Origin of the sequence: Actinoplanes octamycinicus (genome assembly GCF_014205225.1) — a bacterium.
Lineage (GTDB): Bacteria > Actinomycetota > Actinomycetes > Mycobacteriales > Micromonosporaceae > Actinoplanes > Actinoplanes octamycinicus.
This window is the reverse complement of sequence record NZ_JACHNB010000001.1, coordinates 1,411,024-1,435,540: the sequence shown is the minus strand read 5'-3', so window position 1 is coordinate 1,435,540 and position 24,517 is coordinate 1,411,024. Positions and strand designations below refer to the sequence as shown.

The window sequence follows — 24,517 nt, the reverse complement described above, 5'->3', positions numbered from 1 at the left end:
TGCTGGCAACGGCGGCGGCATCAGCACGCTGTCGGCACCGGATCAGATCATGCCGCGGAACTGGTTGGCGGACTCGATGGCGGCGCGGGTGAGCTGGGTGGCCTCGTCGAGCCGGGTGCGGGCCTGCTCCAGCTGGGAGATGGCGGCCGCGGTGGTCGGGTGGAACGAGCCGACCGCGGTCAGGCGCAGCAGGGCCAGCGACTGGTCCAGCTGGTCGGCGACCGCCTGGATGCCGGCGACCGCGCGCTCCGCGCCGTCCACCGAGGCGGCGAGGCTGACCTTGACTTCCTCGACGTTGGCCATGATCTCTCCGCTTCAGTTGAAGATGGCTTGCAGGCCGACGCCCATGCAGGTGAGCAGCACCGGTGTGAGGCAGGTGACGACGCCGACGACCGGGGTGCGGTCCACGGTCGTCCCGGCCTTCTCGGCGTCCGGGCCCCAGACGAAGCCGATCGTGGCGAAGCCCAAGCCGAACGCGAGCAGCGGCATGCTCAGCCCGCACAGCAGCGTGTAGGTGGGCAGCGAACCGCTCGGCGCCACCAGGTAGAGGATGATCTGCACGAGCAGCACGGCGGCCGCGAACGGGCCGTAGACCAGCAGGTTCCGCGCCCAGGGGCGGGACGGGCCGACCGGCGCCGGGCCGATGAAGGCGTGATCGGCGGCATCCGCGGTGACCCGGGCCTGCCGCAGCGCGGACAGCACCGCGCCCGGGCCGCCGGTGACCGCGGCCAGGGCGCTGGCCCGCTCACCCTCCAGCGGCACCAGGTCGGCCGGTGGCACGCCGAAGTCGCGGACCAGGCGGGCCTGCTGCGGGGCGAGACGGGCGCGTACCGAAGTGAGCTCCTGGCGGGCGGCGTTGATGGTCGCGGCCTGCTCGCCGGCCACCGAACTCGCCGCGCGCCGCACCGTGTCCAGATCCCGGGCGGCCGCCAGATAGGCGGCCCACGGCCCGCCGGTCGGCGGGGACGCCTGGGCCGGCACGACGCCGCTCTGTTCTGCCTGCTCGGTCATGGGTTCGCGCCCTCCGGCCGGACGAAGGGGACCACCGTCACGGTGCGGTCGGTGTGCCGGTCGTGCAGCAGCGCCCGGTTCGGCCGGGGCTGCCAGTCGACCGGGCGGCCCAGCAGCAGCGTGACATCCGACTGCGGAACGTTCAGGAAGAGCAGGCCGGCCACGTCCTCCCGGCCCATGCTGCCGCCGGTCTCCTCGCCGAACCGGCGCACCCCGCGCCACCAGGACAGCAGGTGCGCGCCCCGGCTCGGCCCCTCGCGCAACAGCTGACGCAGCCCGCTCAGGCTGCCCGGCGGGGCGGCGTCCATGCCGAACACCACGCGGTAGCCCGGCTGGTCGGCGGCCAGCTCGGCGGCGAGCCCGGCGGCGTCCACCACGACCACCTCCTGCCGGTGGCTGATCTCCGCGGCCAGCGCGGCGGCCAGCGCGTCCCCCTCGGCGACCAGCGAGGCGATCACGAACCGGGCGGTCCGCGGCGCGTGGCAGGCCGCCACGCTGCGGGCCGCCGCGTCCAGCACCTCGGAACCGGCCGCCTGCGAGCCCAGGATCGCCAGGTGCCGCCCCGGCGAGGAATCCAGCGGGAAGGTCGCGGTGGACAGGCTCACGTCGATGATCCGGCCGACCAGCGCGGTCGGCCGGCCGGCGCGACCGGCCAGCGCGGCCCGGTAGGACGGGTCGTCGGCCAGATGCTGGTGCGCGTAACCGGCGAAGATCCGCGGCGGGATCGACTCCGGGTCGCGGGCGCCCCACAGCTTGTGCCGCAGGTCGCTGAGCAGCTCCTGGTCGGCGTGCGGGTCGGGGAAGCGGACCACCCGCTCGTGGCCGCGGGTGGCGCCGCGCGGGCCGCCCAAACCGCCGGCCGTGTTCACCACCGCGCTGCCCAGCGGCAGGCCGGCCGCCGAGTCGTTGGTCGGCTCCAGCACGTCACCGCCGCCCGGCAGCGCGATCCGCACCGGGAACTGTCCGAAGATCGAATCGCGTTTGGCGTAGAGCGCCTCGACGCCCAGCACCGTCTGACTCGCCAGGACCAGATGAATCCCGTACGACCGGCCCTTGCGGGCGAGCGACTCGAGCAGGCCCACCGCCTCGGCGGCGGTCGGGTCGTTGCCGGCCAGCAGCACCTGGAACTCGTCGATGACGCACAGAACCCGGGGCAGCGGGCGGCCCCGGCCCTCCTCTGCCGCCACCGCGCGCAGGTCGGCGAAGCGGGACACGCCGGCCCGCTTGTAGGCCATCGAGCGGCGGCCCATCTCGGCGTCCAGCTCGCGGAGGACGGCCAGCCCGTACTCCCGGTCGGACTCGACGCCGACGGCTCGGGCGTGCGGCAGCCAGGTCCGGTCCCGCTGGGTCGGCACAAACTCGGCGAAGGACACGCCCTCCTTGAAATCGAGCAGGTAGAGCGACAGCTCGTCGGGGGAGTAGCGGGCACCCAGCCCATAGAGCACGTTGATCAGGAAGGCGGTCTTGCCGGCCCCGGACCGCCCGCCGACCATCCAGTGCGGGGTCAGATCATTGAAACGAAGAATTAACGGTACGTCTCCGTGATGGCCGACGACGGTCTCCACCCCGCCCGACGCGTCCGCCGACCACAGCTCCTCGGTCGGCTCCGGCAGCAGATCGGCCAGCGTCACCCGGGACGCCGCGGCGGTGTGCGCGGCCAGCTCCTGGCAGACCGCGTCGATCAGGTGTGGCGGCGGCTCCTCGTCCAGGAAGACCGGCGCGTTCAGCCACGGGGTGTCCGGGGTGGCGCCGAAAGATCCCCCGGGCGGGTCACCGACCACCGCGAACGGGTTACGCACCGAGACGGCCGTGGTGCGCGGCAGCGGAGCCTGCGTGGTCTCCGCGGTCAACGGCGGCGGCGGCCAGCCGGCCACGATCAGGTGCAGCCCGGAATCCGGCCCCTGCTGGGCCAGCGCGGCGATCCGGCGCAGCTCCTCGCCCTCGGTCAGCTCGGGCAGGCTGGCGATCACCACCAGCAGCACCCGGTCCCGCCGTCGTCTGCCGCCGCTCTTCTCGCCGCGCGCGGGCCTGAGCCACTTCTCCGCCTCGGACAGCACGTCGCGCAGCCCGTGGCGGTCGGTGGCCGGCGGGGACATCAGCCCGGCGTCGGCCAGCTCCTCGAACGGCTGGAAGACCGCGCCACCACCGACCCCGTCCACCGCCCGGACCAGCAGCGACCCGGCCGGCGCCGCCGCGAACAGCCGCAGCAGCAGCGCCCTGAGCAGGCCGAATACCCGAGGATCGGTGGCACTGGCGTCGACGGTGAGGTGCCCGGTCCCGAGCAGCGGCACGATCGCCGGGAACCGCACGTCGTCGAGCGGCTGCGCCACCCCGAGCCGGACAAACTGCGGAGGCTGCCCACCGCCGAGCGGGGCCTTGGGCGTCAAAGCGTCCAGCGGAGCCCCGAGCCACCCGGGCGCCACCTGCGCCGCCGCGACCCGCAACTGCTCGGCCAGCCGATGCTGCTCCCGCGGATCGGCAACGCTGGGCGCATACGCCTCCAGCGCGGCGGCGGCCGCGTCCGCCGTCGCCACCGCTTGCCGGTGCAGGGCAGCGGCCTGCCGGACCCGCAGAGCCGAATCCGCCACTGCCGTCACCTCCTGTCGCGCGCATAAAACCTATCCCAGACCAGCCGCACTACCCGCAATGCGGTCCCCGAGTCCCCCTCCCAGGATGCCCGCCAAATGTGTCCTATCAGGATCGGCCGCCGCCTGGCACAGCACACCGAACGGTGCCGGGCGTTGGTGGGTGGGCGTCCCGAAGCGTGCCAGCGTCGGGCCGGTGTGGCGTGGCAGGGCGTGTCAGCGTGGGCCGGTGTGGCGTGGCGGGGCGTGTCAGCGTGGGCCGGTGTGGCGTGGCGGGGCGTGTCAGCGTGGGCCGGTGTGGCGCGGCGGGGCGTGTCAGCGTGGGCCGGTGTGGCGTGGCGGGGCGTGCCCGCGTTGGCTGGTGCTGGGCGGTGGAGCACGCCAGTGGTGGCCGGTGTGACCCAGTGGAGCGTGCTCGCGTTGGCTGGTGCTGGGCGGTGGAGCAGGCCAGTGGTGGCCGGTATGACCCAGTGGAGCGTGCCCGCGTTGGCTAGTGCCGCGTGGTGGAGCATGCCAGTGTTGGCTCGTGTCGGGCGGTGGAGCACGCCAGCGTTGATCGATACGTCACAGCGGAGCGTGCCAGCGTGTGGTCGGTACGGCGTGCCGCAGCGTGCCAGCGGCGGCTGGTATGGCCAAGTGGAGCGTGGCAGCGTTGATTGGTAGGGCGTAGCGGAGCCTGTGCGAAACGGGCGTTGATCGGTGCAGCGGAGCGTGCCCACGTTGATCGGTACGTCCCAGCGGACCGCATGGTTCGAGCATGATTGGCCCTCGCCCTGCAGTGTTGAGCCCTCTGAGACGAATTAGTGTCGTAGGTATGCAGCCGCACACCCCCGAACCACACCCCGGCCCCACATCGCCGGCAATCCCCGCGGCTCCACCCGACACCCCCGGCCCGGCCATCTCCCCTCCGAGCACCGGCCCGTCTGTGTTGCCTGTGCGGAGTGGCCGCTTCAGGAGCCGCCGCACACGGTTGTGGCTGGCCTTAGGGGCCGGAATTTTGGCCGTTCTATGCCTAGGCGGCGTCGGGGTTATCGTCTCCCTCTACGACAATGCCACCAAGATTGAACGCACTGACCCGAGTGTTGTAATTTTCAATTTCCTGGGAGCGTACCTAACTGATCGAAATGACCAAGAGGCTGCGCTTTACACCTGCAAGGAGGGGCTCGATATTAGTCGGCTCGCCTCATTTCGAGACGAAGTAGAAAGCGTTGAGAAGAAGTACTCGATACAAGTTGTTATTACCTGGCAAGACCTAGATGTAAAGACTTCAGGGGACCGTGCTACTGCGACTGCTGAGATAGTTCGCACGATATCTGATGGTTCTGAGAGAACCTTCAAGCCATGGGTGTTCGAGTTGGTTGATAGCGGTGGTTGGAGAGTCTGTTCAGCCAGTGCGGCCTCATAGTTACTCGAGCCAAAGTAAGTTGGCTGCAACTTCAAGAGTTTGAGGGAATTTTCCGCTCCACGCCCAGCGGTACCAATCGCTCTCGTTAGCCACTCGTGCGCAGGTATCGCCATTCTCGCTGATGTATAGCTCTGTGGTGGCACGCAAGTCCCGCTGTTCGCCACCATCCTCCAGAAGACGGACCGCGCGACGTCCGGTCAAGGATGTCGCACGCTCCGCAGATGTGGGGAAGCGCCGGGGAGGCTCGTCGAGCGACACCGGTTGTGGCTTGTCATGTGCGCTCAGACTTCCTAGTCCCGAAACGCCCAATTCTTCCACCCATACTCTGTCAATTGCCACGAGGGCAGCGAAAACCTCGGTTCTTTCCGACTCTGCTCGATACCACTCGGACTCTGGCATTATGGGCACGTAGGTCCGGCTTCCTTGGATAACTTTTTCGTCAGCCCGAAGATCGCCGCGCCAACCCAAGCCCGGAAGACCGGTGAGTACTCGGCGCCCGCGCATTCTTCCGCTCATAGTGGCCGGAACGGGAACGATCGGACGAGGTGGTTCAAGTGACCAGTTGTCCTGGCCGAAGAAAGGATCCGGTGCCGGTTCGCTCATCATCCTGCGTCGCCCAGGGGTGCGCCGTGCTGCTGCATGAACGAAACAGGATTGATTGCTCCGGAACTTGAACGGTCGTTGTTCAAGTGAACTTCGAAATGAAGGTGCGGGCCGGATGAGTTCCCGCTGGTGCCGACCTTGCCGAGAACTTGGCCGGCTTCCACCTTCTGATTCTTTTGAACGAAGGGCCGCTGCACCATGTGACAGTACCGGGTCATCACATTGCCGGCGTGCTGGATCTCGACCATCCACCCACAGCCACCCTTGCCCGGATAGCCATCGACGTTGCAGGTCTTCCTACCCCTGAAGTCTTCGTCGCACTTGACCATCGACACGATGCCACTGGCCGCGGCCACGATCGGCGTGTACCGGGAAGCGATCAGGTCGACGCCCTGGTGGTTGGGTCGTTCCGGACTACGGAATGCGGAACCGACCTCCGCGTGCACCGGATCAGTCCACCCGGACGCGGCGATCTGTCCACCCGCAGCGCAGACCATCGAGACCGAGTTCCCGACAGCGTTCGCTGCCCCGTGAGCGAGCTTGTTGACCATCTGAGTGGCCGCCTGCTCGTGCTTGGCGTAGGCATCCGGATATGCGCTGATCTGCACAGCCTGGGCCGCACGGGTCAGTGCCTTCTTGTCCCAGCCCGGGATCTTCTTGAGCTTCTCGTAGAACTTCGTGCTTGCATAGACCGGGTCTCGTACCTGTGCCGGCGTACCCCAACCGGAACTGGGCCGCTGCTGGAACAGGCCGAGTGAGTCGTGGTCGTTCCGAGCGCCAAGGTCGCCTAGGTTGACCAGCCGGGACTCCTGCATGGCGGTGGCTACCGCGATCACCCAAGCACGCGGTGGCAGCTTCATCTTCGCGCCGGTGTTGATGATGATGGCCGCATTGCGAACCTGTTGAGCGCCGTAGTCATCGATGTTGGGCAGCTTGGCGTTCGGATCGATCGGCCCGCCCTCGCCACACCCGAAGGCAGCTGCACTCAGGTCGGCCTGTTCGTCCTTGTCGTTGAGCCCGCTGAACAGAATCACCGTGACAGTGCCGCCACAGCACAACAGCGCCAGCGTTGTCACCAGGGCTATCAGGAGCACAACCTTGCGGGGCCGCCGGAGAGTCATGCCGCTTCCCAGTCGATGCCGTCAACTAACCAGTGACCGTCCGGTGCCACCAGCCGGAGACTAAGCCTGCCGGAATTCATCGTCACTACCGCGTTGACCAGGGTGTCATTCACCGCTGCAACGGTGGGCCGGCCGACCACCCGGTTCGCCGGCACACCAGCCGGGTCAACCCCACGAAGTTGATCAGCAAGATCCGAGGTGGCGTTCGGGAGAAGCCGATCAAGCCACTTCTGAGAGCTGACACCGGTATGACTTACCCAGGCTGATGCGAACGCGTAGGCCACCGCTTCCGGTTGAGCACGCCCAGGAATGGTCTTCGGTGTGGGCGGCGCTTCGGATGAAACGACACTGTCGTCTTCGGACGGATCTATGCTGATTGCTGGGGTCGCTGTGCTCTGCACGAGGGAAGGGGATGACGGCTCCCCATCAGAAAAGAGCCGACCGACACCGACCACCGCCAGCACAATGGCAGCAAGGACAACTGCCACGCCCCATCGTGAGCGGAAGAGCGCGTTGAGTCCGCGCGCAATTATTCCAGACACGCGATCACCTTGCCTCGGAGCGCACCCGCGGCGTCGCCGGTTCCTCCGTGGTGACGCCCGTCTCTGGCCGATAGATCGCATATGACGTTGGACGCTCGGCCACGTCGGGCTCGGTCCATTCGGAGCCACGCCGTGTCCGAGTTGGCGCGGGCCGAGTGGCCGTCTCTATAGCAGGCTTATCGCTTCTCGCGATTTCTTTGCCATCCGGACGTGCTGAAGGCGCCGGCTGAGATTGATCGCCAGTCGGAGAACTGGTCACTTCGGCGCGAGGAGAAGTTGCGTGCGCTGGGTCCTCAAGCCTAGCTTCTGGACGCATATTTCGTTGTTCGACGAGGACCACACGCCCGTCCTTGCCGATCACTGGCTCGCGAGTTCCTCCCCCCTCAGCTACTTCAAGCTTTGCGGCCTCACGCATGTCGCGGAAGAAGCGACGGTGCCAAGAGCCAGCGGAGACGATTGCTGCGGTGCCGTCCTTGCCGCCGAGTTGAGTGATTCGGCGATATGGCCGGAGGAGGAGCCAGCCGACAACACCGCATAGCCATACCAGAACTACTTGCAGCCATCCTGGTAATGTTGCCGTGTTCATGATCAGATCGACCGCGAAAAGATAGATGGCGGCGCCAGTGCCGAAAATTGCGATATTGAAGATCGCGGCAACGACGGCATTTCCCAGTCGGCGGATTCCCGAGCCTGCAGGCCGCAGAAGTCCGATTGTGCCGAGGATGGGGGCCGCAATGACTGCCCAGCGGAATACGAGAAACCCTAGCAACACAAGAATCGATGCCGTGAGGTCGAACATTGCGAACATCAGTGCGGCAAGAGCTGCAATAAACCCAGAGCCGATCCGCTCTGTCCCGTTCTTGCCTTGAAGGTAATCATAGGCTTCCGGATCCTCGATATTAATCTGCGCGGAGATTACCTTCCACTGAGCCTTCTTGCGCTCAATTGCAGCGTTCCGCGTTTGAGGGTTTGCCCGAATGTCCTCTACCTCTTCCCACTGGAAAGCGTGGGCTCTGTAGAGCGCATAGCCATATTTCTGGGCGGTTTCGCTGTCTGCCGATCCGAGAATGCCTCGCAGCCAATTTCGGTATAGCATGGTCTCGGTCACTGTGTCGCTTGCGCGGACTGCCGGTGGCCGATTATCCACACATGCATCCGGCTCGCCTAGTTTGCAGGCGTTGGCCGGGTTGCTTTTAGGCTGTGGGTCTAGTGCGCCGTGGATGACGCTTAGTGAAGTAACCAGGCTCTGGTCAGCTAAGTTGGCCGAACGGACAGGCCAAGCGGCAATTGCCGTAACGCCAACCATGACCAAGATGGCCCAGCCAGCGGTGGTCGTTGCTGCTCCCATATCGGCCTGGCGAGACCGCCATATTAGGTAGAGGCCAACAATCGCAAGAGTGATTACGCCGAATACCTTGAATACCTTCTCGTAGACTGCTTGGGTTGCCTGGTCAACTAATGTGTCGGCCCATCCCCAGAGTGATTTTGGATCCCATGCGCGCTCTCGGAGTGCATTCGACGCTCCGATAACTGACGTTGCGAACATGAATTCACCGTTCGCGATAGCTGATTCGGCTCGCGAGTCGGCTTCAGTGAAGGCAGCGGCGCATCCACCTTCTTGGTCGTAATTGGGGAAGTTGTAGCCGGCGTATCCGTATTGGCTGTACATGCCTGTGCGGCCTGTCTTAGCCGACGCCTCCGGCTTCTCTGCGAACCACCCGGCTAGGCCGGAATCCGGTGTGCTGGGGATGGGGGCCTTTTCGCAGGTTGCTTTGTCGCCGATGGCTTTAGTAAGGCGGTTGAGGCACTCGTCAACGTTGGCCTTCCATTCCTCTACGCTGCACGCCTCGCCGGGGGCCTTGGCTGGCGCTGCAATCGCTCCCGAGGGGGCGGCCACCGCCCAAGCGATCGACGCCACCACCATCACGACCAAGGTGGAGAACAGCGCCAACCCTCGCCGCACCATCTCAAACCTCCAGGTCGGACGGGAGGGGCACCACCGCGGGCTGCGCCGTCCCAGGCGTCGTGTCCAGGTGTTCCAACAACCCTTCGACGTACGAGACGTCGACGCGAACCTTCTGGACCCGCCCGTCCACGTCCCGCATCACGAACTCGCGGAAGCCCAACCGGCTCTGCGACGACGTGTCCACCTGGGACAGCGAGGCGAGCGTCGCCTCGTACCCGTCATGGACCGGGACCCGCAGCAACCGCAACGCCTCCGAAGCGATCTCCTGGTCCTCGGCGATCCGCCCGACGAAGACCGTGGAGACCAGGTTTTGCACGTCCAGGCCGAGGATGTCGCGCGGGTTCTGCGAGGCGACCAGCGCGGCCAGGTTCCATTTCCGGGAGTCGCGGGCGAGCCGGACCAGGAACGAGCGGCCGGAGCGCCAGCCCTCCATGAAGTGCGCCTCGTCGAGTCCGACCATCTTGCGGGACGACATCGAGCCGCCGTAGCAGCGCCGGACCGCCAGCCGGTGCGCGGTGTGCAGCATCGGCAGCGCCAGCGACTCCTCGGCCGACCAGTACTCCCGCTCGATTTTCAGGTCGGGGAGACGGAGGCCGGCCATGGTGATCACGGTGAGCGCGGCGTCGGCGCCGAGCAGGTGCTGCGGCGGCCGGCCGAAGAAGAGCAGCGCGAGCGGCATCTCCGCGGTGTCCAGCAGCAGGTTGGCCAGCTCCCGGCCCTCGTCGTCGTCCAGGCCCTGCAGGGTGGTGACCACGTCGTCGAGGGTGGAGGTCTCCTCGGCCGGGACCTGCCGGACGGCGTGCCGCAGCAGCGTCGCGGTGGACGCCTCCTTGGCCACCTGCGGCGGCACCAGCATCGAGCAGATGTCCTGGACCAGCATGCGGCGCTCGGCCCGGGCGTTGGAGACGGCGATCTCGTACTCCCGGTCGCCGGCCGCGCCGGTGGAGAACTCGGAGCGGATCGGGGTCGGGATCAGCGCGTACGGCGCCAGCGTGCCCTGCTCGGAGCCGGTCAGGTTCAGCACCCGCGAGTACGGCCGCAGCTCCGGCATCTGGCACAGCCGGGCGAGCGGCCCGGACGGGTCGAGCAGGGTCACCTGCACGCCACGGCGCGCGTTCAGGTAGCCGAGTGCGCCCATCAGCGTCGACTTGCCACCGCCCGGCTCGGCCACGAAGACGCCGAGCCCGGACCGCTCCCGCACCTCCATCGGGAAGTGCAGGTCGAGGAAGACCGGCCGGCGGCAGGTGCCGGCGGTCCGCCCGATCAGGTCGCCGCGCCGGTCACCAACCGTGGAGGCGGCCTGCGGCAGCGCCGCGGCGAGCAGCTTGACCGGCATCCGCCGGACGTAGCCGGTGTTGGCGATCGGCTCGCCCGGGATGAACTCGCGGGCCAGCTGGTCCTGGTTCTTCGGGTGCTGCAGGGAGATCCGCAGCTCCCGGGAGTAGAGCTGGATCAGCCGGCGGGCGCGCTCCAGGCACTCCTCGCGGTTGGCGCCGCCGACCGCGATCCGGTGCCAGCCGTGCGCCCGGGCCGAGTCGGTGGGCAGGCCGGTGGTCATCTCGTCGCCGATCACCAGCGCGCGTTTGGCCAGGCGCTCCAGCTCGGGCGGGGCGTCGATGCCGTGCTCGGCGTAGTCCAGCTGCTGCGAGCGGATCATCCGGAGCCGGTGCTCGAGGTTCTTGAACGAGCTGCCCGAGCCGAGGATGTCGATCCGCGAGGAGAGCTCCATCGGCCACGGCAGCCGCTCGTGGAAGTGCAGCCACGGCTCGTGTTTCTCGGGGATCTCCAGCGGCTCCATCCGGCCGACCGAGAGGACCGCGACGTGGCGCTCCTCGCCGGTCATCCGGTTGACCAGCTTGACCGTGGATCCGTACGGCGTGCGGTAGCGCTCCACCTGCTCGGTGAGTGCGAGCAGGTCGCCGGTCTCCCAGTGGCCGTTGGAGACCGGGGAGAGCAGCCCGGGCGGCGCCATGCAGAGCGCCACCGAGCGGAACAGCAGCCACTCCAGCTCCTGCGGGGTGACCCGCCGCCCGCGCATCCCGAACGCGTTCAGCACCTCGTCGAACTGCTCGACGGTACGACCCAGCTTGCGCCGCTCGTTCTCGGACGTCCCGCGGCCGAAGACGCGCAGGATCCGCTCGGAGAAGGTGTCGCCGAGCGACCGTCGCGCGAAGGTGACCCCGAGGTACGTCTGCCCCTCGGCGTGGCTCATCGAGAGCAGGTGCCGCTGCGCCCCGACCACGTGGTCCGACCAGGACGTGGCGCCCTGCACGTCGGGCAGCGGCCGGCTGGTGAACGAGTCGACCGTGCGCGCCCACTCGTCGGCCGGGAACGGCCGGGTGGTCCGCCGCAGGTGCAGCCGGAAGCCGGCCAGGCCGGCGTACTGCTCGGAGATCGCGCTGAGCAGCGCCTCCCGCTCGGCGTCCGGGCGGAACGCCCAGCGCACCTCGGGCAGGTGGTACCACGCCGTGACGGTGCCCTGGGTGAAGGTCAGATGCCCGGCGATCTCGCTGATCGCCAGCTCGATCGACGGGTCGCGGTCGCTGAACTTGAGTTTCTGCGGGCGCAGCGGCGCCATTTTCGGCGCCTTCGGCTCCGAGCGCCGGGCCGGGGCCTTCTCCTTGCGCTTGACCGGGGCCTTCTCGGGTACGGGCACCGGCAGCGCGGGCGCCGGCGCCTGGACGAGCGGGGCCGGAGGGGGCATCGGAACGGGAGCCGGCGGGGCGGCGGCGATCGGCGGCGCCGGCTGCGGCGGCCACTCGTCGAACTCGGCCCAGTCCTCGGCGTCCGGCGCGTCCGGAACCGGGGAGCCCGGCAGGGCGGGCGCGGACGAGCCGTTGGCAGCGGGCGCGGCCGGGGCCGGGTAGAAGTCAGGCTCCGGTCCGGCCGGAGCCCGCGTGAAGGGCGCGCCCTGGTACCCGTTCGGAGCGGGTGGCTCCAGGACGGCCGGTGCCCCGTGCCCGTTCACCGCGGCCGGAGCACGGTGGCCGTTGGTCACCTCCGGTTTCGCCGGAAGATCACTCGGACGGGTGGGTGCGGCCGGTGCCGGGGTCCCGCCGAAGAGGTCGAGGAACGGCGAGTCGATGTCCATGGTGCTGTCCACCGGCGTCCCCGGCGCGCGCACCGCGTGCGGCGCCTGGAACACGCCGACGCCGCCGTGCCCGGGCGCGGTCACCAGTTCTTCGACGTCTTCCAGCGAATCTGGCGAGGAGTAGTTGTCCGGGCGCACACCGTTACTCTGCCTGCCCGGCCTCGAAGCGCCCGCGCCGGGATGCCCGCGCGGAATGTTCCCGGTCATGCGTCAACACCGCCGAGGATGGCCAAACTGGTCATACCAACTCCTCCCGGACCCGGATGCGAGTGGCGACAAGTCTTGGATCGCGTTGCTCCACGGCGGGCTCGCGGGTGCGGCGCCAGTCGGTGAGCGCGGTGCGGATGACGACCCGGGCCGGCCGGTCCGGGTCGACATGCCGGAACACGTACGACGTGGAGACCATGGCCAGCGCGATCTCCCACGCCGGGAACGGGTCGAAGTCGAGCGTGATCAGGTAGTGCAGGGCCATGAACAGCGGCACCAGCGCGACGAACATGCCGTACTGCGCGTACGGCAAGTGGACGGGCAGGGTGTAGCCGGGCGGGCCGAGATAGACCAGGCGGGCCCGGTAGATGTCGTCGTCGGTCCGGAGCCGCATCTCAGTTGAAGATCAGCTTGATCAGGTAGTCGCCGACGAAGAACAGGGTCGCCGCGCCGGCGATGAAGGCCAGGCCGACGATGGCGATCGCCGAGCTGGTGAGCACCTTCGACACCTCACCGCGGCTGGCCCGGCCGATGAAGATCACGCCGAGCACCGCGAGCAGGATCGGAGCGATGTTCTTCGCGAAGAAAGTGACGATGCCCGAGGTGTTGATGCCTGTGGGCTCGGCAGCGGCGGCGAGCACGCCGCTATGGAACGCCGTCGCGACCTGTCCGGCGAGCTCGGTGGCGATCATCGGTAAACCTCCCCGTGTCCGGTATGGGGGGTGCGGACACGCTGCAGTGGTAAAGCCTTACGGCAACGCCCATATCGTGCAGCCTGTAGCTCACCACGTCGAGTGAGCCGTTCGGGCACTGCCATGCTCGTCTGCTCTCTTCGGTCACTTCATGATGCCCAGTTCCGAAGAGTACGGCCCGTACTTGCGAGCAACAAGCGTCCGTTTCGTTACCCAAGGTGAAGGAGTGCATGAATCTGAGTCACGACGGATCGTACACCTGTTCGAAAGAACCCCGCCCCGTACTCTCGACGGGTGCTGACTCCGCCGACAGAAGCCCAGGTCACCGGCGCTGATCTGCTGCATCGGGATCACCCGGTCGTGATGGGCGTCCTGAACGTCACGCCGGACTCGTTCTCCGACGGCGGGCGCTGGGCTGATCTTGAAGCTGCCGTGGAACATGGCATTTCGCTGTCCCGCCAGGGCGCGGACATCGTCGATGTCGGCGGCGAGTCCACCCGCCCGGGAGCGGAGCGGGTCGACGCCGCCACCGAGGCCGCCCGGGTGGTCCCGGTGATCGAGGCGCTGGCCGCCGCCGGCGTCCGGCTCAGCATCGACACCACCCGCGCGGCGGTGGCCGAGGCCGCGCTGGCGGCCGGCGCCGTGGTGATCAACGACGTCTCCGGCGGGCTGGCCGACCCGGGCATGGCCGCGGTCGCCGCGGCGGCCGGCTGCCCCTGGGTGCTGATGCACTGGCGCGGGCACTCGCGCGACATGCAGCGGCTCGCCGATTACCGGGACGTGGTCGCCGAGGTCCGGGACGAGCTGCGGGCCCGCGCGGACGCCGCGATCGCGGCCGGCGTCGACCCCGGCCGGATCATCCTGGACCCGGGCCTGGGGTTCGCCAAGACCGCCGAGCACAACTGGGCGCTCAGCAGCCACCTCGACGTCCTGATCGACCTCGGTTACCCGCTGCTCTTCGCGGCCAGCCGCAAGACCTACCTGGGCCGTCTGCTGGCCGGGCCGGACGGCACGCCGCGCCCGGTGGACGGCCGCGAGGCGGCCACGCTGGCCACCTCTCTGCTGGCGTTCGCCGCCGGCGCCTGGGGCGTCCGGGTGCATCAGGTCCGCGAGACCGCGGACGCGCTGGCCGTGTGGCGCGCGACCGGGTCGCCGCGACTCAGCAAGATCTAGACGTACGACCGCAGCCGCACGCCGCGGCATCAGTTGCAGGGGGAACCGGGTGACCGGACAGATCACGCTGACCGGGCTGCGCGCCCGCGGCCGGCACGGCGTCTACGACTTCGAGCGCGAGCAGGGTCAGGACTTCGTCGTCGACGTCCGGCTCGACCTGGACCTGAGCCGGGCCGCCGAAACCGACGACGTGGCCGACACGGTGCACTACGGCGAGCTGGCCACCGCCCTGGTCGAGGTGCTCACCGGCGAGCCGGTCAACCTGCTGGAGCGGCTCGCCGACCGGCTGCTCGACGTCTGCCTGGCCGACCCGCGGGTGGCCGCCGCCGAGGTCACCGTGCACAAGCCGCAGGCCCCGATCCCGCACGAGTTCGCCGACGTGGCGGTCACCCTGCGCCGGGCCCGGGCATCGTGAGCCGGGCCGTCCTCTCGCTCGGCAGCAACCTGGGCGACCGGCTCGCCCACCTGCAGGCCGCGGTGACCCTGCTCGGCGGTGCCGTCCGGCGGGTCTCCGAGGTCTACGAGACCCCTCCGTGGGGGGACACCGAGCAACCGTCGTACCTCAATGCCGTGGTCCTGGTCGAGGATGCCGCGACCGGCCCGCGTGCCTGGCTGGAGCGGGCCCGGGCCTGTGAGGCGGCCGAGGGGCGCGAGCGCGATCCGGAGCGCCGCTTCGGGCCGCGCACCCTGGACGTCGACGTGATCGCCGTGTGGGACGCCGGCGGGCGGCCGGTGACCAGCGCCGACCCGGAGCTGATCCTGCCGCACCCGCGCGCCCACCTGCGCGCCTTCGTGCTGCGCCCGTGGCAGGACGTGGAGCCGGCCGGCGAGCTGCCCGGGCACGGCCGGCTGACCGATCTGCTCGGCGCGCCCGAACTCGCCGCCGACGTCGCCGGAGTGACGGCACGTCCGGATCTGTCGCTAGAGTCGATGGCGTGAGCGCCAACCCCGACGGTTCCCCCCACGGACGCCGGACCGATCCGTCGCTGCACCCGACCAGCGTCTCGGCGCTGGTCCTGGCCGCGCTGATCGGCGCCGCCCTGGGCTGGCTGCTGCTCGGCTACAACCAGCTGTTCTACAAGCTCACCCCGCTCCCGTGGACGGCGGCGGTGGTGCTGGTCGCGCTCGCCGTCACCGAGGGCTACCTGGCGCAGAACACCAGCGCCCGGATCCAGCGCAAACCCGGCGCGCCCCGGGTCGAGCCGCTGCTGGTCGCCCGTTATGTCGCGCTCGCCAAGGCGTCCTCCCTGGTCGGCTCGCTCACCGCGGGCTTCTCCGCCGGGGTGCTGGCCTGGCTGGTGCTGAAAGAGTTCAGCGAAGCCGCCAAGTCGGACGTGCCGACCGTGGCCACGACGCTGGTCGCCTCGGTCGCTCTGATCGGCGCCGCGCTCTGGCTGGAGCGGTCCTGCCGGGTCCCGGAGCAGCCCGATCACAAGGACGACGACTCGGACCGGCCGACCGGCCGGCGCTGACGCGTGCCACCGCTCTAAGGGTTCTGAACTGTGGCCGTCCCGTATCCGTATCCTCTGCAGCGGGGGACCTGACCCGGAGTAGCGTGCGCCTCGAACCGCTGGTGGAGGCGTAAGGAGGCGCGGACCATGGCGTACGACGACACGACGACCCGGCAGCCGGGCGGGAGCGCCGGCGAGTCGGATCCGGCGGCGTACCGGCGCCGGGTCCAGTTCGACGACACCGCCGGCGGCACCCTCGACCAGTCGTTGCGCGCCCCGGTGAGCGCCCCGCCCGCCCCCGCCGCTCCGGCCGCCACCGACGACGGCCGCGACCGGCTCGGCGTCCACCTCGGCTGGGAGGTGGTCCTGCTGGTGGTCGCCGCGGTGCTCGGCTTCCTGCTCTGGCGCGAGGACGCCGCCGCGGTGCAGCGCCCCGCGCTGGACGCCCTGCTGGTCACCGGCGCCGCGATCGGCCTGATCACGCTCGGCGCCGGGCTGTCCCTGCGGGCCGGCGTGCCGAACCTGGCGATCGGCCCGATCGTGCTGGCCGCCGAGTTCCAGTTCGCCGAGAACGGGGACAAGGGCCTGGCCCAGGCACTGGTGCCGGCCCTGATCATCGCGGCGGCCGGTGGCCTGGTCGTCGGTCTGCTGATCCTGGTGCTGCACGTGCCCGGCTGGGCGGCCACCCTGGCCGCCGCGTTCGGGGTGATCACCTTCGACCAGCTCCGGGTCGGCGCGGTCGCGGTGCAGGGCACCTGGGAGCCGAGCGACCGGGCGTTCCTGCTGTTCGGTGGGTTCGCGATCCTGGCGGTGCTGGGTGGCGGGCTGGGCGCGATCGGCCCGGTGCGCCGGTTCTTCGGCCGGATGCGCCCGGTCGGCGACCCGGCCGGCCGGCGCGGCCCCGCGGTGGTGCTGCCGGTGCTGCTCGCCCTGATCGTCTCTTCGGTCTTCGCGGCCGGCGCCGGGGTGATCATGGCCGGTCAGTCGGCCGGCCCGATCCAGCCCGGTACCGGCCTGGAGTGGACCGGGATCGGCCTGGGCCTGGCGCTGCTCGGCGGGACCAGCGCGTACGGCCGGCGCGGCGGCATCTTCGGCACGCTCTTCGCGGTCACGGCGCTGACCGTCTTCCTGGACTACCAGACCCGCACGGAGCTGGACATCGCGCTGTTCGCGATCGCCGGCACGGTGTTCGCGGCCGGCCTGGTCGCCACCCGGATCGTCGAGTCGTACGGGCGGCTGGCCACCGCGGCCAAGGCGGCGGACTGGAACGCGGCGCCGTCCAGCGGCCTGAGCAACTGGTCGCCGACCCTGCCGGAGACCTGGAACACCCCGGCCGCCCCGCCGGCCCGCAGCGACCGTTGGGACGACGGGCCCTGGACCGCCACCCGCTGACCGTATGCTTTCCGGCATGACCATGCCCGGCTTCGCCGAACTGGACGCCCTGCCCACCGACGAGCTGCGCGAGCGCGCCTTCGCCAAGGCCCGCGAGAAGCACGACGTCCGGTTCTTCTGGTCGGTGCTCAAGCACCTGCCGGACGCCGACCGGGCCGCCACGCTGGACGGCGCGCCCAACTCGATCGGCCCGACCGTGGACGAGGCGGTCGCGCTCTGGCGTGAGCTGGAGGGCCGCGACCTGGGTGAGCAGGAGCCGCTGCTGCGGGCCGCGTTCATCGACTATCTCAGCAGGCAGTGACGGCCATCGTTTGAGAGCGCGGCCCGGCAGGGAAATAGCCGGGCCATGGCTCTCGGAAATCGGTACAAGACCGCACCCGGTGCGGGCACTCTTGCCGCGCTCATACTCGTCCTGGTCTTCGGCAGTCCCTGGTACGGGGACTGGGTCGTCGACAACACCAGCGAGAACACCGCCGGCGGCTGGTGGCTGCGGCTGCTGCACTGGCCGGCCTGGCAGTTCGACAGCTCCGACTCACTGCGCGACGTGGTGGTCGGCGACCTCAAGGCGATCCTGGTCGTCGTGCTGACCCTGCTCTTCCTGGTCCTGCTGCCCGGCTCGCAGCTGGCCCGGGCCCGGGGCACGATCAGCCAGTTCTTCGCCGGCTGGGCCGCGTACATCTTCGCGGGCGGGTTCGCCGCCCTGCTCGCCACCCTCTTCCTGACCAACCCGTCGCTGCTCGGCGCGTTCCGGGCGGCCGGCAGCGGCGCCCAGTACGGCCTCTTCGTCGGCTGGATCGTCGGCCTGGCCAGCCTCGGCGGCTGGCGCGGCACCAGGTGATCAGACGGCGGTTTCCGCCGGTGTCTCGAAGACGGCCGTCCGGGTCACCTGACCGACCGGGCGGCCGTTCTCCGTCACCAGCACCGTGGCGGCGTCGTCGGTGAGCATCACGGCCAGCGCGTCGTGCAGCGTCGCCGCCGCGTCCACCGTGGGCAGCCCGTCGCGGGCCGCGCCGTCCAGCGCGGCCATCACCTCGCGGACCGGGGTCACCGCGAGCCGGCGGATGCCCCGGTCGGCGCCGACGAAGTCGCGCACCTCCGCGGAGGCCGGCCGGCTGAGCAGCTCGGCCGGCGTCGCGTACTGCAGCAGCCGGCCGCCCTCGGCCAGCACCGCGATCCGGTCGCCCATCCGGACCGCCTCGTCGATGTCGTGGGTGACCAGCACGATCGTCTTGCGCACCGCGGCCTGCAGGCGCAGGAACTCCTCCTGCAGCCGGGCCCGGACGATCGGGTCGACCGCCGAGAACGGCTCGTCCATCAGCAGCACCAGCGGGTCCGCGGCGAGCGCCCGGGCCACCCCGACCCGCTGCCGCTGACCGCCGGAAAGCTCGTGCGGGTAGCGCTTGCCGTACCGGGCCGGGTCGAGACCGACCAGGTCGAGCAGCTCGTCGGCCCGCGCGCCGATCCGCTTGCGGTCCCAGCCCAGCAGTTTCGCCACCGTGCCGACGTTGGCCCGGACGGTCTGGTGCGGGAACAGGCCGACGTTCTGGATCACGTAGCCGATCTGCCGGCGCAGCTGCACCGGGTCCTGCTTCAGGACGTTGCGGCCGTCGATGGTGATCTCCCCGCGGGTCGGCTCGATCAGCCGGTTGATCATGCGGAGGATGGTCGACTTGCCGGAGCCGGAAGCGCCGATCAGCACGACCAGCTCGCCGGCCCGCACCTCCAGGCTGAAGTCCGCGACGGCGACCGTGCCGTCCGGGTACACCTTGCCGACGTCCGCCAGGGTGATCGATGCCGCGGTAGCGTCCACGTATGTCTCTCCTGTCCTGGGGCCCGGCATCGCTGACGCCGGTGGCCGCACCCGCCGATGACGGCCCGGGGAATCCGTGGTTCTCCTGGCGGTACGTCACCGAGAACGCCGACGCGATCGGCACCGCCCTGCGCTTCCACGCCGGGCTGACCGCGCAGACCGTGCTGATCGCGCTGCTGGTCGCGGTGCCGCTCGCGGTCGTCGCCTACTGGATCAGACCGCTGACCGCGCCGATTCTCGCACTCTCCGGCATTCTCTACACGATCCCGTCGCTGGCGCTGCTCTCCCTGCTGGCCCCGCTGGTCGGCACCACCAGCACCACCTCGGTCCTGATCGCCCTGGTGCTGTACGCGCTGCTGGTCCTGGTCCGCAACTCGCTGGCCGGGCTCACCCAGGTCCCGGCCGAGGTCATCGAGGCGGCGACCGGGATGGGGTACGGCCGGTTCGGCCGGCTCTGGCGGGTCGAGCTGCCGCTGGCGCTGCCCGGCATCCTGACCGGCCTGCGCCTGGCCACCGTCTCGACGGTGGCGCTGGTCACGGTCGGCTCGCTGATCGGCCAGGGCGGGCTCGGCGACCTGATCCTCGGCGGGTTCCGGAACAACTTCTACAAGGCCGAGATCATGACCGGCACGGTGCTCTGCGTCGGGCTGGCCCTGGTCCTCGACCTGGCGCTGTCCGGGGTCGGCCGGCTGCTCACCCCGTGGGCCCGGGGGCGGGCCGCGTGAGCTACTTCGGCGAGGGCATCACCTGGCTCAACGACCCGCTGAACTGGACCAACCCGGGCGGCCTGCTGGACCGGCTGATCGAGCACCTGGTGATCAGTGCCTGGGCGGTGCTGCTCGGCTGCGTGATCGGCTGGCCGCTGGGCATCTGGCTGGGGCACCGCGGCAAGGGCGGCGGTCCGGTGGTCACCGCCGCCAACCTGACCCTGGCCATCCCGACCCTGGCCCTGCTCACCATCCTGCCGCTGACCCCGCTCGGGTTCGGCAAGCCGCCGGTCGTGGTGGCCCTGGCCGTCTTCGCGGTGCCGCCGCTGCTGGCCAACGCGTACACCGGGATCCGCTCGGTCGACCCGGAGACCCGGGAGGCGGCCCGCGGCATGGGCCTGTCCGGCGGGCAGCTGCTGCGCCAGGTGGAGCTGCCGCTGTCGGTGCCCTATCTGGCCGCCGGGCTGCGCACCGCGGCGGTCCAGGTGGTGGCGACCGCGGCGCTGGCCGCGCTGGTCAACGGCGGCGGGCTGGGGCAGATCATCAGCGCCGGGTTCGGGATCGGGATGAGCAACGGCGGCGGCGGCCAGATCGTCGCGGGCGGCCTCGCCGTGGCGTTGCTCGCACTTCTCGTCGAGGGGGTGCTGGCACTGGTCCAGCGCCTGGTCACGCCACCTGCGCTACGGGTGCGCAAGCGCCGCCGGAGCGCTGTGACGGTAACCACCCCATAACGCTCCGGCCTCAAAAGCTGATCTTGTCATACCCGAAGAGTAGGAATGACAAGAGCAACAGCGGGCATCGCAATTCGGCTGCCCGTCGGACACGCGGCGTCGCCATCCGGGCAGCGCCGGGACACATAAGGCGGCAGTAATGCGGCACAACATTTTTCGTACGGCCGGCGCTCTAGCCGCGGCCGTCGTCGTCCTTGCCGGTTGTGGCGAGGCCGGGTCCTCCGGCACCGAGGCGCCCCCGTCGGCCGCGGCGGCGGGTGGTCAGGGCTGCGCCCCGGTCGCCGGCGACAAGCTGGTCGTCCTCACCGACGACAAGAAACTGCAGAACACCGACAACGTCATCCCCGCGATCAACAAGAAGGCGTCCACGCCCGAGCTGATCGCCGCCCTGGACAAGGTCTCCGCGGCGCTCGACACGACCAAGCTGATCGAGCTGAACAAGGCGGTCGACATCGACCGCAAGTCGTCCAAGGCCGCCGCCCAGGAGTTCGCCACGGCGAACAACCTGACCGCCGGCATCACCAAGGGCAAGGGCGGCGCCATCACCGTCGGCGCGGCCAACTTCGCCGAGAGCGCCACCCTCGGCGAGCTCTACAGCATCGTCCTCACCGCCGCCGGCTACACCGTCAAGGTGCAGCAGATCGGCAACCGCGAGCTGTACGAGCCGGCCCTGGAGAAGGGCGACATCCAGGTCGTCCCGGAGTACGCCGCGACCCTGGCCTACTTCCTGGCCGGCAAGGTCGACGGCAAGGACGCCAAGGACCCGTCCTCGCCCGACCTGGACGCCACCGTGGCCGGCCTGACCGCCCTGGGCGAGAAGCGCGGCCTGGTCTTCGGCAAGGCCAGCGCGGCGCAGGACCAGAACGCGTTCGCGGTCTCCACCGCGTTCGCCCAGAAGTATGGTCTGACCACCCTCTCCGACCTGGCGAGCAAGTGCTCCGGCACGGCCACCGTGCTGGGCGGCCCGGCCGAGTGCCCGCAGCGGCCGAAGTGCCAGCAGGGCCTGGTCGAGGTCTACAACTTCCAGGCCGGCCGGTTCGACACGCTGGACGCGGGCGGCCCGCTCACCAAGAACGCGCTGAAGCAGGGCACCATCTCGGTGGGCCTGGTCTTCAGCTCGGACGGCGCCCTGGCCGCCGGCTGACGACTGGTCGACGGATGTGCTGAACGCCGGGTCGGTGTATGCCACCCGGCGTTCGGCCGTTTCGTCCCGGACGCACTCTCGGTAACATCAGCGCCCATGCCGGAACGGGACTCCCAAGCGGGACACAGCGCACGCCTGCTCCGCGGCCTCGTCTGGGCGGGCGTGATTCTCGCCCCGCTCGCGGCCGCCGTCGTGCTGCTCGGCGGGAATTCGAACTCGGTGCGGTTCGCGGTGCTGCTGATCGCGGTCAGCGTCGTGCTGATCGGCGCGTCGGTGCTGATCCGCACCGATCCGGTGCTGCTCCGGATGGACGTCGAGGACCGCGTCGCCGAGGAGATGGAAAACCTCCGCGGGCAGTTGCTGGCCGAGCTCTCCGGGCGGGTCGCCGCGCCGGCCGGGCCGGATCCGAACCGGCCGCCGCTGACCCCGCGCAAGCCGGCCGCGCCGGTGCGGGCCGCAGCGGGCGCCCCCGGCGGCGGTTACGGTCCGCAGCCGGGTCGCGGCGCTGAGCACGCGCCGGACTTCGCCCCGGCCGCCGGTCCGGGCGGCGGCTTCTTCGCCGATCAGCCCGACTTCGCCGACCAGCCCGACTTCGACAACCAGCAGGGCTACGACGACCGGTCCGGATTCGCCGGCCCGCCGGCGTTCCCGGACCAGCCGGGCTTCGACGACCCGGCCGGCTACGGCCCGGACGGGTACGACGCCGAGCCGGGCTACCCGGACCAGCCGGCCGGTGAGTACTACGAGGAGCCCGCCCGGCCCGCCGGTGGCCGTGCCGTGGTCGCCGGCAGCGCCCGCCCGATGTCCCCGAGCGCCCCGGCCGGTCGCGCCTCCGCCGCCGTCCCCGCCTCAGGCGCGGCCCCGGTCGGCGCCCCGGCCGCCGGTTCTGCCTCGGTCGGCGCGGCCGCGGTGCCCAGCGGCCCGATGCCCCGCCAGCGCGGCGCGGCCTCTGTTCCCGCCCCGGCGTCCGGCGCCGCCCGCGTCGCCGTCGCGCCCCAGTCGGGTCCGGCCGCGATGCCCGGCGTCGCTTCCGTTCCGGCCGGCGGCCCGGTCTACGGTTCCGGCGGCCACGCCCCGGTCCCGGCCGCCCCGGCTCGCGCCTCCGCCTCCGTCCGCCCCGGCCCCACCTACGGCCGCCCGGAGGGCCCGGCCGACGGCTATCCCGGCCCGCACGACGACTACGCCGCGGCCGGTGGTTACGCCGACCCGGCCAACGGCTACACCGACGACAACGGCTACGCCGACGAGACCGGCTACGCCGACCACAACGGTTACGGCTACGGCCCGGACCACGGCTACGAGGCGGACAGCGGCGGCTTCCCGCCCGCCGGCGGCGACCCCGGCCAGTACGGCGACCCGGCCCAGTACAAGGCCCGCCGCCACCGCCCGTCCGCCAACGACACCAACGTCGGCTCGCTGGCCGACTTCGCCAACATGCCCGGGTACCGCGGCGACGCCCCGGCGCAGAGCAACTGGTGACCCTCGGACGCTGCCGGGCCGCCCGGCCCGGCAGCGGTCACTTGTCGATGTCGCCGACCACGAAGAACATCGACCCGAGGATCGCGATCAGGTCCGGCACCAGGCAGCCCGGGATCAGCGTGGCCAGGGCCTGCACGTTCGCGTAGGACGCGGTCCGCAGCTTCAGCCGCCACGGCGTCTTCTCGCCGCGGGACACCAGGTAGTAGCCGTTCACCCCGAGCGGGTTCTCGGTCCACGCGTAGGTGTGCCCCTCCGGCGCCTTCACCACCTTGGGCAGCCGCACGTTGACCGGGCCGCTGATCCGCTCCACCCGGTCCAGGCACTGCTCGATCAGGTCGAGCGACACGTACACCTGCTCCAGCAGCATCTCGAACCGGGCGTGGCAGTCACCGGCCGTCCGGGTCACCACGGGCACGTCGAGCTGGTCGTAGAACAGGTACGGCTCGTCCCGGCGTACGTCGAAATCCAGACCGCTCGCCCGCGCCACCGGCCCGGAGGCGCCGAAGGCGGCGGCGTCCGCCGCCGACAGCACGCCGACCCCGACGGTCCGGGCCAGGAAGATGTCGTTCTTGTGGATCACGCCGGCCAGGTCCGGCATCCGCCGCCGGACCGCGCCGACCGCCTGCCGGGCCCGTTTCGTCCAGCCGGCCGGGACCTCCTCCTTCAGCCCGCCGACCCGGTTGAACATGTAGTGGATCCGGCCGCCGGAGACCTCCTCCATCACCGCCTGCAGCGTCTCCCGCTCGCGGAACGCGTAGAACATCGGGGTGATCGCGCCGATCTCCAGCGGGTAGGAGCCGAGGAACATCAGATGGTTCAGCACCCGGTTCAGCTCGGCCAGCGCCATCCGCAGCCAGACCGCCCGCTCCGGCACCTCGATCCCCATCAGCCGCTCGACCGCGAGCACCACGCCGAGCTCGTTGGAGAACGCCGACAGCCAGTCATGCCGGTTCGCCAGCATGATGATCTGCCGGTAGTCGCGCACCTCGAACAGCTTCTCCGCGCCGCGATGCATGTAGCCCACCACCGGGTCGCAGGCGACCACCCGCTCCCCGTCCAGGGTCAGCTTGAGCCGCAGCACGCCGTGCGTCGACGGATGCTGCGGCCCGATGTTCAGCACCATGTCCGCCGTCTCGAGCCCGGCCCCGGTCCCCACGGTCATCTCGCGCAGCGCGTCCGTCACCCCCGCATCGTCGCACGTCCCCGGCTCCCGGCTCCGGCCCAGGCAGACCCGTTTCCGACCCCGGATCCTTTTTCGGTACGGGTACCGCGCGCCCGCCGTGACCACCGGCGCCGAGCCGCCACCGCTCCGGACCGCTGCGCGCGGTCCCGGGTGAGTCTGTGCTCGCTACGCGCGGGCCGCTGCTGCCAACGGCCGCAGCGCGCGTTCCGGCTCTCCGCGCGCGA

At 70.3% G+C, this 24,517-nt stretch carries 24 protein-coding genes; 12 read left to right on the top strand and 12 right to left on the bottom strand.

Annotated features, from left to right (window positions below; translation table 11 throughout):
- Nucleotides 1-42: 42 nt before the first annotated feature.
- Genes BJY16_RS06400 through BJY16_RS06390 form a run of 3 tightly spaced genes read right to left on the bottom strand, consistent with a single transcriptional unit; the run spans nucleotide 43 to nucleotide 3,608 of the window.
- The gene (locus BJY16_RS06400) at nucleotides 43-303 is read right to left on the bottom strand and encodes a hypothetical protein (RefSeq protein WP_185038186.1); all 261 of its coding nucleotides are present in this window, start codon (nucleotides 301-303) and stop codon (nucleotides 43-45) included.
- Between the two features lie 12 nt (nucleotides 304-315).
- A complete protein-coding gene (locus tag BJY16_RS06395) occupies nucleotides 316-1,011 on the bottom strand; it encodes a hypothetical protein (protein WP_185038185.1) in 696 nt (231 codons plus the stop codon).
- A complete protein-coding gene (locus tag BJY16_RS06390; protein ID WP_185038184.1) occupies nucleotides 1,008-3,608 on the bottom strand; it encodes an FtsK/SpoIIIE domain-containing protein in 2,601 nt (866 codons plus the stop codon). The genes BJY16_RS06395 and BJY16_RS06390 overlap by 4 nt, the downstream gene beginning before the upstream one ends.
- A 745-nt stretch (nucleotides 3,609-4,353) precedes the next feature.
- On the opposite strand from BJY16_RS06390, the gene BJY16_RS49095 reads away from it, so the two are divergent.
- Complete coding sequence (locus BJY16_RS49095) at nucleotides 4,354-5,001, top strand: Rv0361 family membrane protein (protein WP_446471890.1); 648 nt, start codon at nucleotides 4,354-4,356, stop codon at nucleotides 4,999-5,001.
- Here the strand turns inward: BJY16_RS49095 and BJY16_RS46935 are convergent, their stop codons facing one another.
- The 7 genes from BJY16_RS46935 to BJY16_RS06360 form a co-directional block, all read right to left on the bottom strand.
- On the bottom strand, nucleotides 5,002-5,604 hold the full coding sequence (locus BJY16_RS46935) for a hypothetical protein (RefSeq protein WP_239177462.1): 603 nt from the start codon (nucleotides 5,602-5,604) through the stop codon (nucleotides 5,002-5,004). It abuts the gene before it with no gap.
- Nucleotides 5,604-6,725: a M23 family metallopeptidase gene (locus BJY16_RS06385; RefSeq protein ID WP_185038183.1), complete on the bottom strand. Its 1,122-nt coding sequence runs from the start codon at nucleotides 6,723-6,725 to the stop codon at nucleotides 5,604-5,606. Before BJY16_RS06385 ends, BJY16_RS46935 begins: the two co-directional genes overlap by 1 nt.
- Entirely contained in the window at nucleotides 6,722-7,267 is a 546-nt protein-coding gene (locus tag BJY16_RS06380; RefSeq protein ID WP_185038182.1) for a hypothetical protein, read from the bottom strand. The genes BJY16_RS06385 and BJY16_RS06380 overlap by 4 nt, the downstream gene beginning before the upstream one ends.
- Nucleotides 7,268-7,271: 4 nt before the next feature.
- Nucleotides 7,272-9,233: an MFS transporter gene (locus BJY16_RS06375; protein ID WP_185038181.1), complete on the bottom strand. Its 1,962-nt coding sequence runs from the start codon at nucleotides 9,231-9,233 to the stop codon at nucleotides 7,272-7,274.
- Nucleotide 9,234: 1 nt separating this feature from the next.
- Nucleotides 9,235-12,462 (bottom strand): ATP-binding protein, encoded by a 3,228-nt coding sequence (locus tag BJY16_RS06370; RefSeq protein WP_425551353.1) that lies wholly within the window; start codon nucleotides 12,460-12,462, stop codon nucleotides 9,235-9,237.
- A gap of 100 nt (nucleotides 12,463-12,562) precedes the next feature.
- Entirely contained in the window at nucleotides 12,563-12,925 is a 363-nt protein-coding gene (locus BJY16_RS06365; RefSeq protein WP_185038179.1) for a hypothetical protein, read from the bottom strand.
- 1 nt (nucleotide 12,926) lies between these two features.
- On the bottom strand, nucleotides 12,927-13,223 hold the full coding sequence (locus BJY16_RS06360; RefSeq protein ID WP_185038178.1) for a hypothetical protein: 297 nt from the start codon (nucleotides 13,221-13,223) through the stop codon (nucleotides 12,927-12,929).
- Between the two features lie 363 nt (nucleotides 13,224-13,586).
- On the opposite strand from BJY16_RS06360, the gene folP reads away from it, so the two are divergent.
- From folP to BJY16_RS06325, 7 genes are all read left to right on the top strand, one after another.
- Nucleotides 13,587-14,396: a dihydropteroate synthase gene (gene folP / locus BJY16_RS06355; RefSeq protein ID WP_185046297.1), complete on the top strand. Its 810-nt coding sequence runs from the start codon at nucleotides 13,587-13,589 to the stop codon at nucleotides 14,394-14,396.
- A gap of 49 nt (nucleotides 14,397-14,445) precedes the next feature.
- On the top strand, nucleotides 14,446-14,811 hold the full coding sequence (gene folB, locus BJY16_RS06350; RefSeq protein ID WP_185038177.1) for a dihydroneopterin aldolase: 366 nt from the start codon (nucleotides 14,446-14,448) through the stop codon (nucleotides 14,809-14,811).
- Entirely contained in the window at nucleotides 14,808-15,335 is a 528-nt protein-coding gene (folK, locus tag BJY16_RS06345) for a 2-amino-4-hydroxy-6-hydroxymethyldihydropteridine diphosphokinase (protein ID WP_185038176.1), read from the top strand. Before folB ends, folK begins: the two co-directional genes overlap by 4 nt.
- Entirely contained in the window at nucleotides 15,332-15,868 is a 537-nt protein-coding gene (locus tag BJY16_RS06340; RefSeq protein WP_239177458.1) for a DUF3180 domain-containing protein, read from the top strand. The genes folK and BJY16_RS06340 overlap by 4 nt, the downstream gene beginning before the upstream one ends.
- 126 nt (nucleotides 15,869-15,994) lie before the next feature.
- Nucleotides 15,995-17,239, top strand: coding sequence for an ABC transporter permease (locus BJY16_RS06335; RefSeq protein WP_185038175.1), 1,245 nt, complete (start codon nucleotides 15,995-15,997; stop codon nucleotides 17,237-17,239).
- A gap of 16 nt (nucleotides 17,240-17,255) precedes the next feature.
- Nucleotides 17,256-17,540 carry a hypothetical protein gene (locus tag BJY16_RS06330; RefSeq protein WP_373873451.1) on the top strand — a complete coding sequence of 95 codons (285 nt, stop codon included), beginning with the start codon at nucleotides 17,256-17,258 and terminating at the stop codon, nucleotides 17,538-17,540.
- A gap of 45 nt (nucleotides 17,541-17,585) precedes the next feature.
- On the top strand, nucleotides 17,586-18,077 hold the full coding sequence (locus BJY16_RS06325) for a hypothetical protein (RefSeq protein ID WP_185038173.1): 492 nt from the start codon (nucleotides 17,586-17,588) through the stop codon (nucleotides 18,075-18,077).
- Here BJY16_RS06325 and BJY16_RS06320 read toward each other — a convergent pair whose 3' ends face one another.
- Nucleotides 18,078-19,079, bottom strand: coding sequence for an ABC transporter ATP-binding protein (locus BJY16_RS06320; protein ID WP_185038172.1), 1,002 nt, complete (start codon nucleotides 19,077-19,079; stop codon nucleotides 18,078-18,080).
- Here BJY16_RS06320 and BJY16_RS06315 point away from each other — a divergent pair.
- From BJY16_RS06315 to BJY16_RS06300, 4 genes are all read left to right on the top strand, one after another.
- The gene (locus BJY16_RS06315) at nucleotides 19,052-19,774 is read left to right on the top strand and encodes an ABC transporter permease (protein ID WP_185038171.1); all 723 of its coding nucleotides are present in this window, start codon (nucleotides 19,052-19,054) and stop codon (nucleotides 19,772-19,774) included. The two genes, BJY16_RS06320 and BJY16_RS06315, sit on opposite strands and share 28 nt — an antisense overlap.
- Entirely contained in the window at nucleotides 19,771-20,487 is a 717-nt protein-coding gene (locus tag BJY16_RS06310) for an ABC transporter permease (RefSeq protein ID WP_185038170.1), read from the top strand. Before BJY16_RS06315 ends, BJY16_RS06310 begins: the two co-directional genes overlap by 4 nt.
- A 139-nt stretch (nucleotides 20,488-20,626) precedes the next feature.
- Entirely contained in the window at nucleotides 20,627-21,631 is a 1,005-nt protein-coding gene (locus BJY16_RS06305; RefSeq protein WP_185038169.1) for a glycine betaine ABC transporter substrate-binding protein, read from the top strand.
- Between the two features lie 96 nt (nucleotides 21,632-21,727).
- The gene (locus BJY16_RS06300; protein ID WP_185038168.1) at nucleotides 21,728-23,110 is read left to right on the top strand and encodes a hypothetical protein; all 1,383 of its coding nucleotides are present in this window, start codon (nucleotides 21,728-21,730) and stop codon (nucleotides 23,108-23,110) included.
- Nucleotides 23,111-23,147: 37 nt separating this feature from the next.
- Here the strand turns inward: BJY16_RS06300 and BJY16_RS06295 are convergent, their stop codons facing one another.
- Complete coding sequence (locus BJY16_RS06295; protein WP_185046295.1) at nucleotides 23,148-24,272, bottom strand: NADH-quinone oxidoreductase subunit D; 1,125 nt, start codon at nucleotides 24,270-24,272, stop codon at nucleotides 23,148-23,150.
- Nucleotides 24,273-24,517 lie beyond the last annotated feature (245 nt).

What these genes read in the sequence shown, in the direction of transcription:
- BJY16_RS06400 (WP_185038186.1), bottom strand. Translation starts at nt 303, where the DNA reads ATGGCCAACGTCGAGGAAGTCAAGGTCAGCCTCGCCGCCTCGGTGGAC.
- BJY16_RS06395 (WP_185038185.1), bottom strand. Translation starts at nt 1,011, where the DNA reads ATGACCGAGCAGGCAGAACAGAGCGGCGTCGTGCCGGCCCAGGCGTCC.
- BJY16_RS49095 (WP_446471890.1), top strand. Translation starts at nt 4,354, where the DNA reads ATGATTGGCCCTCGCCCTGCAGTGTTGAGCCCTCTGAGACGAATTAGT.
- BJY16_RS46935 (WP_239177462.1), bottom strand. Translation starts at nt 5,604, where the DNA reads ATGAGCGAACCGGCACCGGATCCTTTCTTCGGCCAGGACAACTGGTCA.
- BJY16_RS06385 (WP_185038183.1), bottom strand. Translation starts at nt 6,725, where the DNA reads ATGACTCTCCGGCGGCCCCGCAAGGTTGTGCTCCTGATAGCCCTGGTG.
- BJY16_RS06375 (WP_185038181.1), bottom strand. Translation starts at nt 9,233, where the DNA reads ATGGTGCGGCGAGGGTTGGCGCTGTTCTCCACCTTGGTCGTGATGGTG.
- BJY16_RS06365 (WP_185038179.1), bottom strand. Translation starts at nt 12,925, where the DNA reads ATGCGGCTCCGGACCGACGACGACATCTACCGGGCCCGCCTGGTCTAT.
- BJY16_RS06360 (WP_185038178.1), bottom strand. Translation starts at nt 13,223, where the DNA reads ATGATCGCCACCGAGCTCGCCGGACAGGTCGCGACGGCGTTCCATAGC.
- folP (WP_185046297.1), top strand. Translation starts at nt 13,587, where the DNA reads ATGGGCGTCCTGAACGTCACGCCGGACTCGTTCTCCGACGGCGGGCGC.
- BJY16_RS06335 (WP_185038175.1), top strand. Translation starts at nt 15,995, where the DNA reads ATGGCGTACGACGACACGACGACCCGGCAGCCGGGCGGGAGCGCCGGC.
- BJY16_RS06330 (WP_373873451.1), top strand. Translation starts at nt 17,256, where the DNA reads ATGACCATGCCCGGCTTCGCCGAACTGGACGCCCTGCCCACCGACGAG.
- BJY16_RS06325 (WP_185038173.1), top strand. Translation starts at nt 17,586, where the DNA reads ATGGCTCTCGGAAATCGGTACAAGACCGCACCCGGTGCGGGCACTCTT.
- BJY16_RS06315 (WP_185038171.1), top strand. Translation starts at nt 19,052, where the DNA reads ATGTCTCTCCTGTCCTGGGGCCCGGCATCGCTGACGCCGGTGGCCGCA.
- BJY16_RS06320 (WP_185038172.1), bottom strand. Translation starts at nt 19,079, where the DNA reads ATGCCGGGCCCCAGGACAGGAGAGACATACGTGGACGCTACCGCGGCA.
- BJY16_RS06305 (WP_185038169.1), top strand. Translation starts at nt 20,627, where the DNA reads ATGCGGCACAACATTTTTCGTACGGCCGGCGCTCTAGCCGCGGCCGTC.
- BJY16_RS06300 (WP_185038168.1), top strand. Translation starts at nt 21,728, where the DNA reads ATGCCGGAACGGGACTCCCAAGCGGGACACAGCGCACGCCTGCTCCGC.
- BJY16_RS06295 (WP_185046295.1), bottom strand. Translation starts at nt 24,272, where the DNA reads ATGACCGTGGGGACCGGGGCCGGGCTCGAGACGGCGGACATGGTGCTG.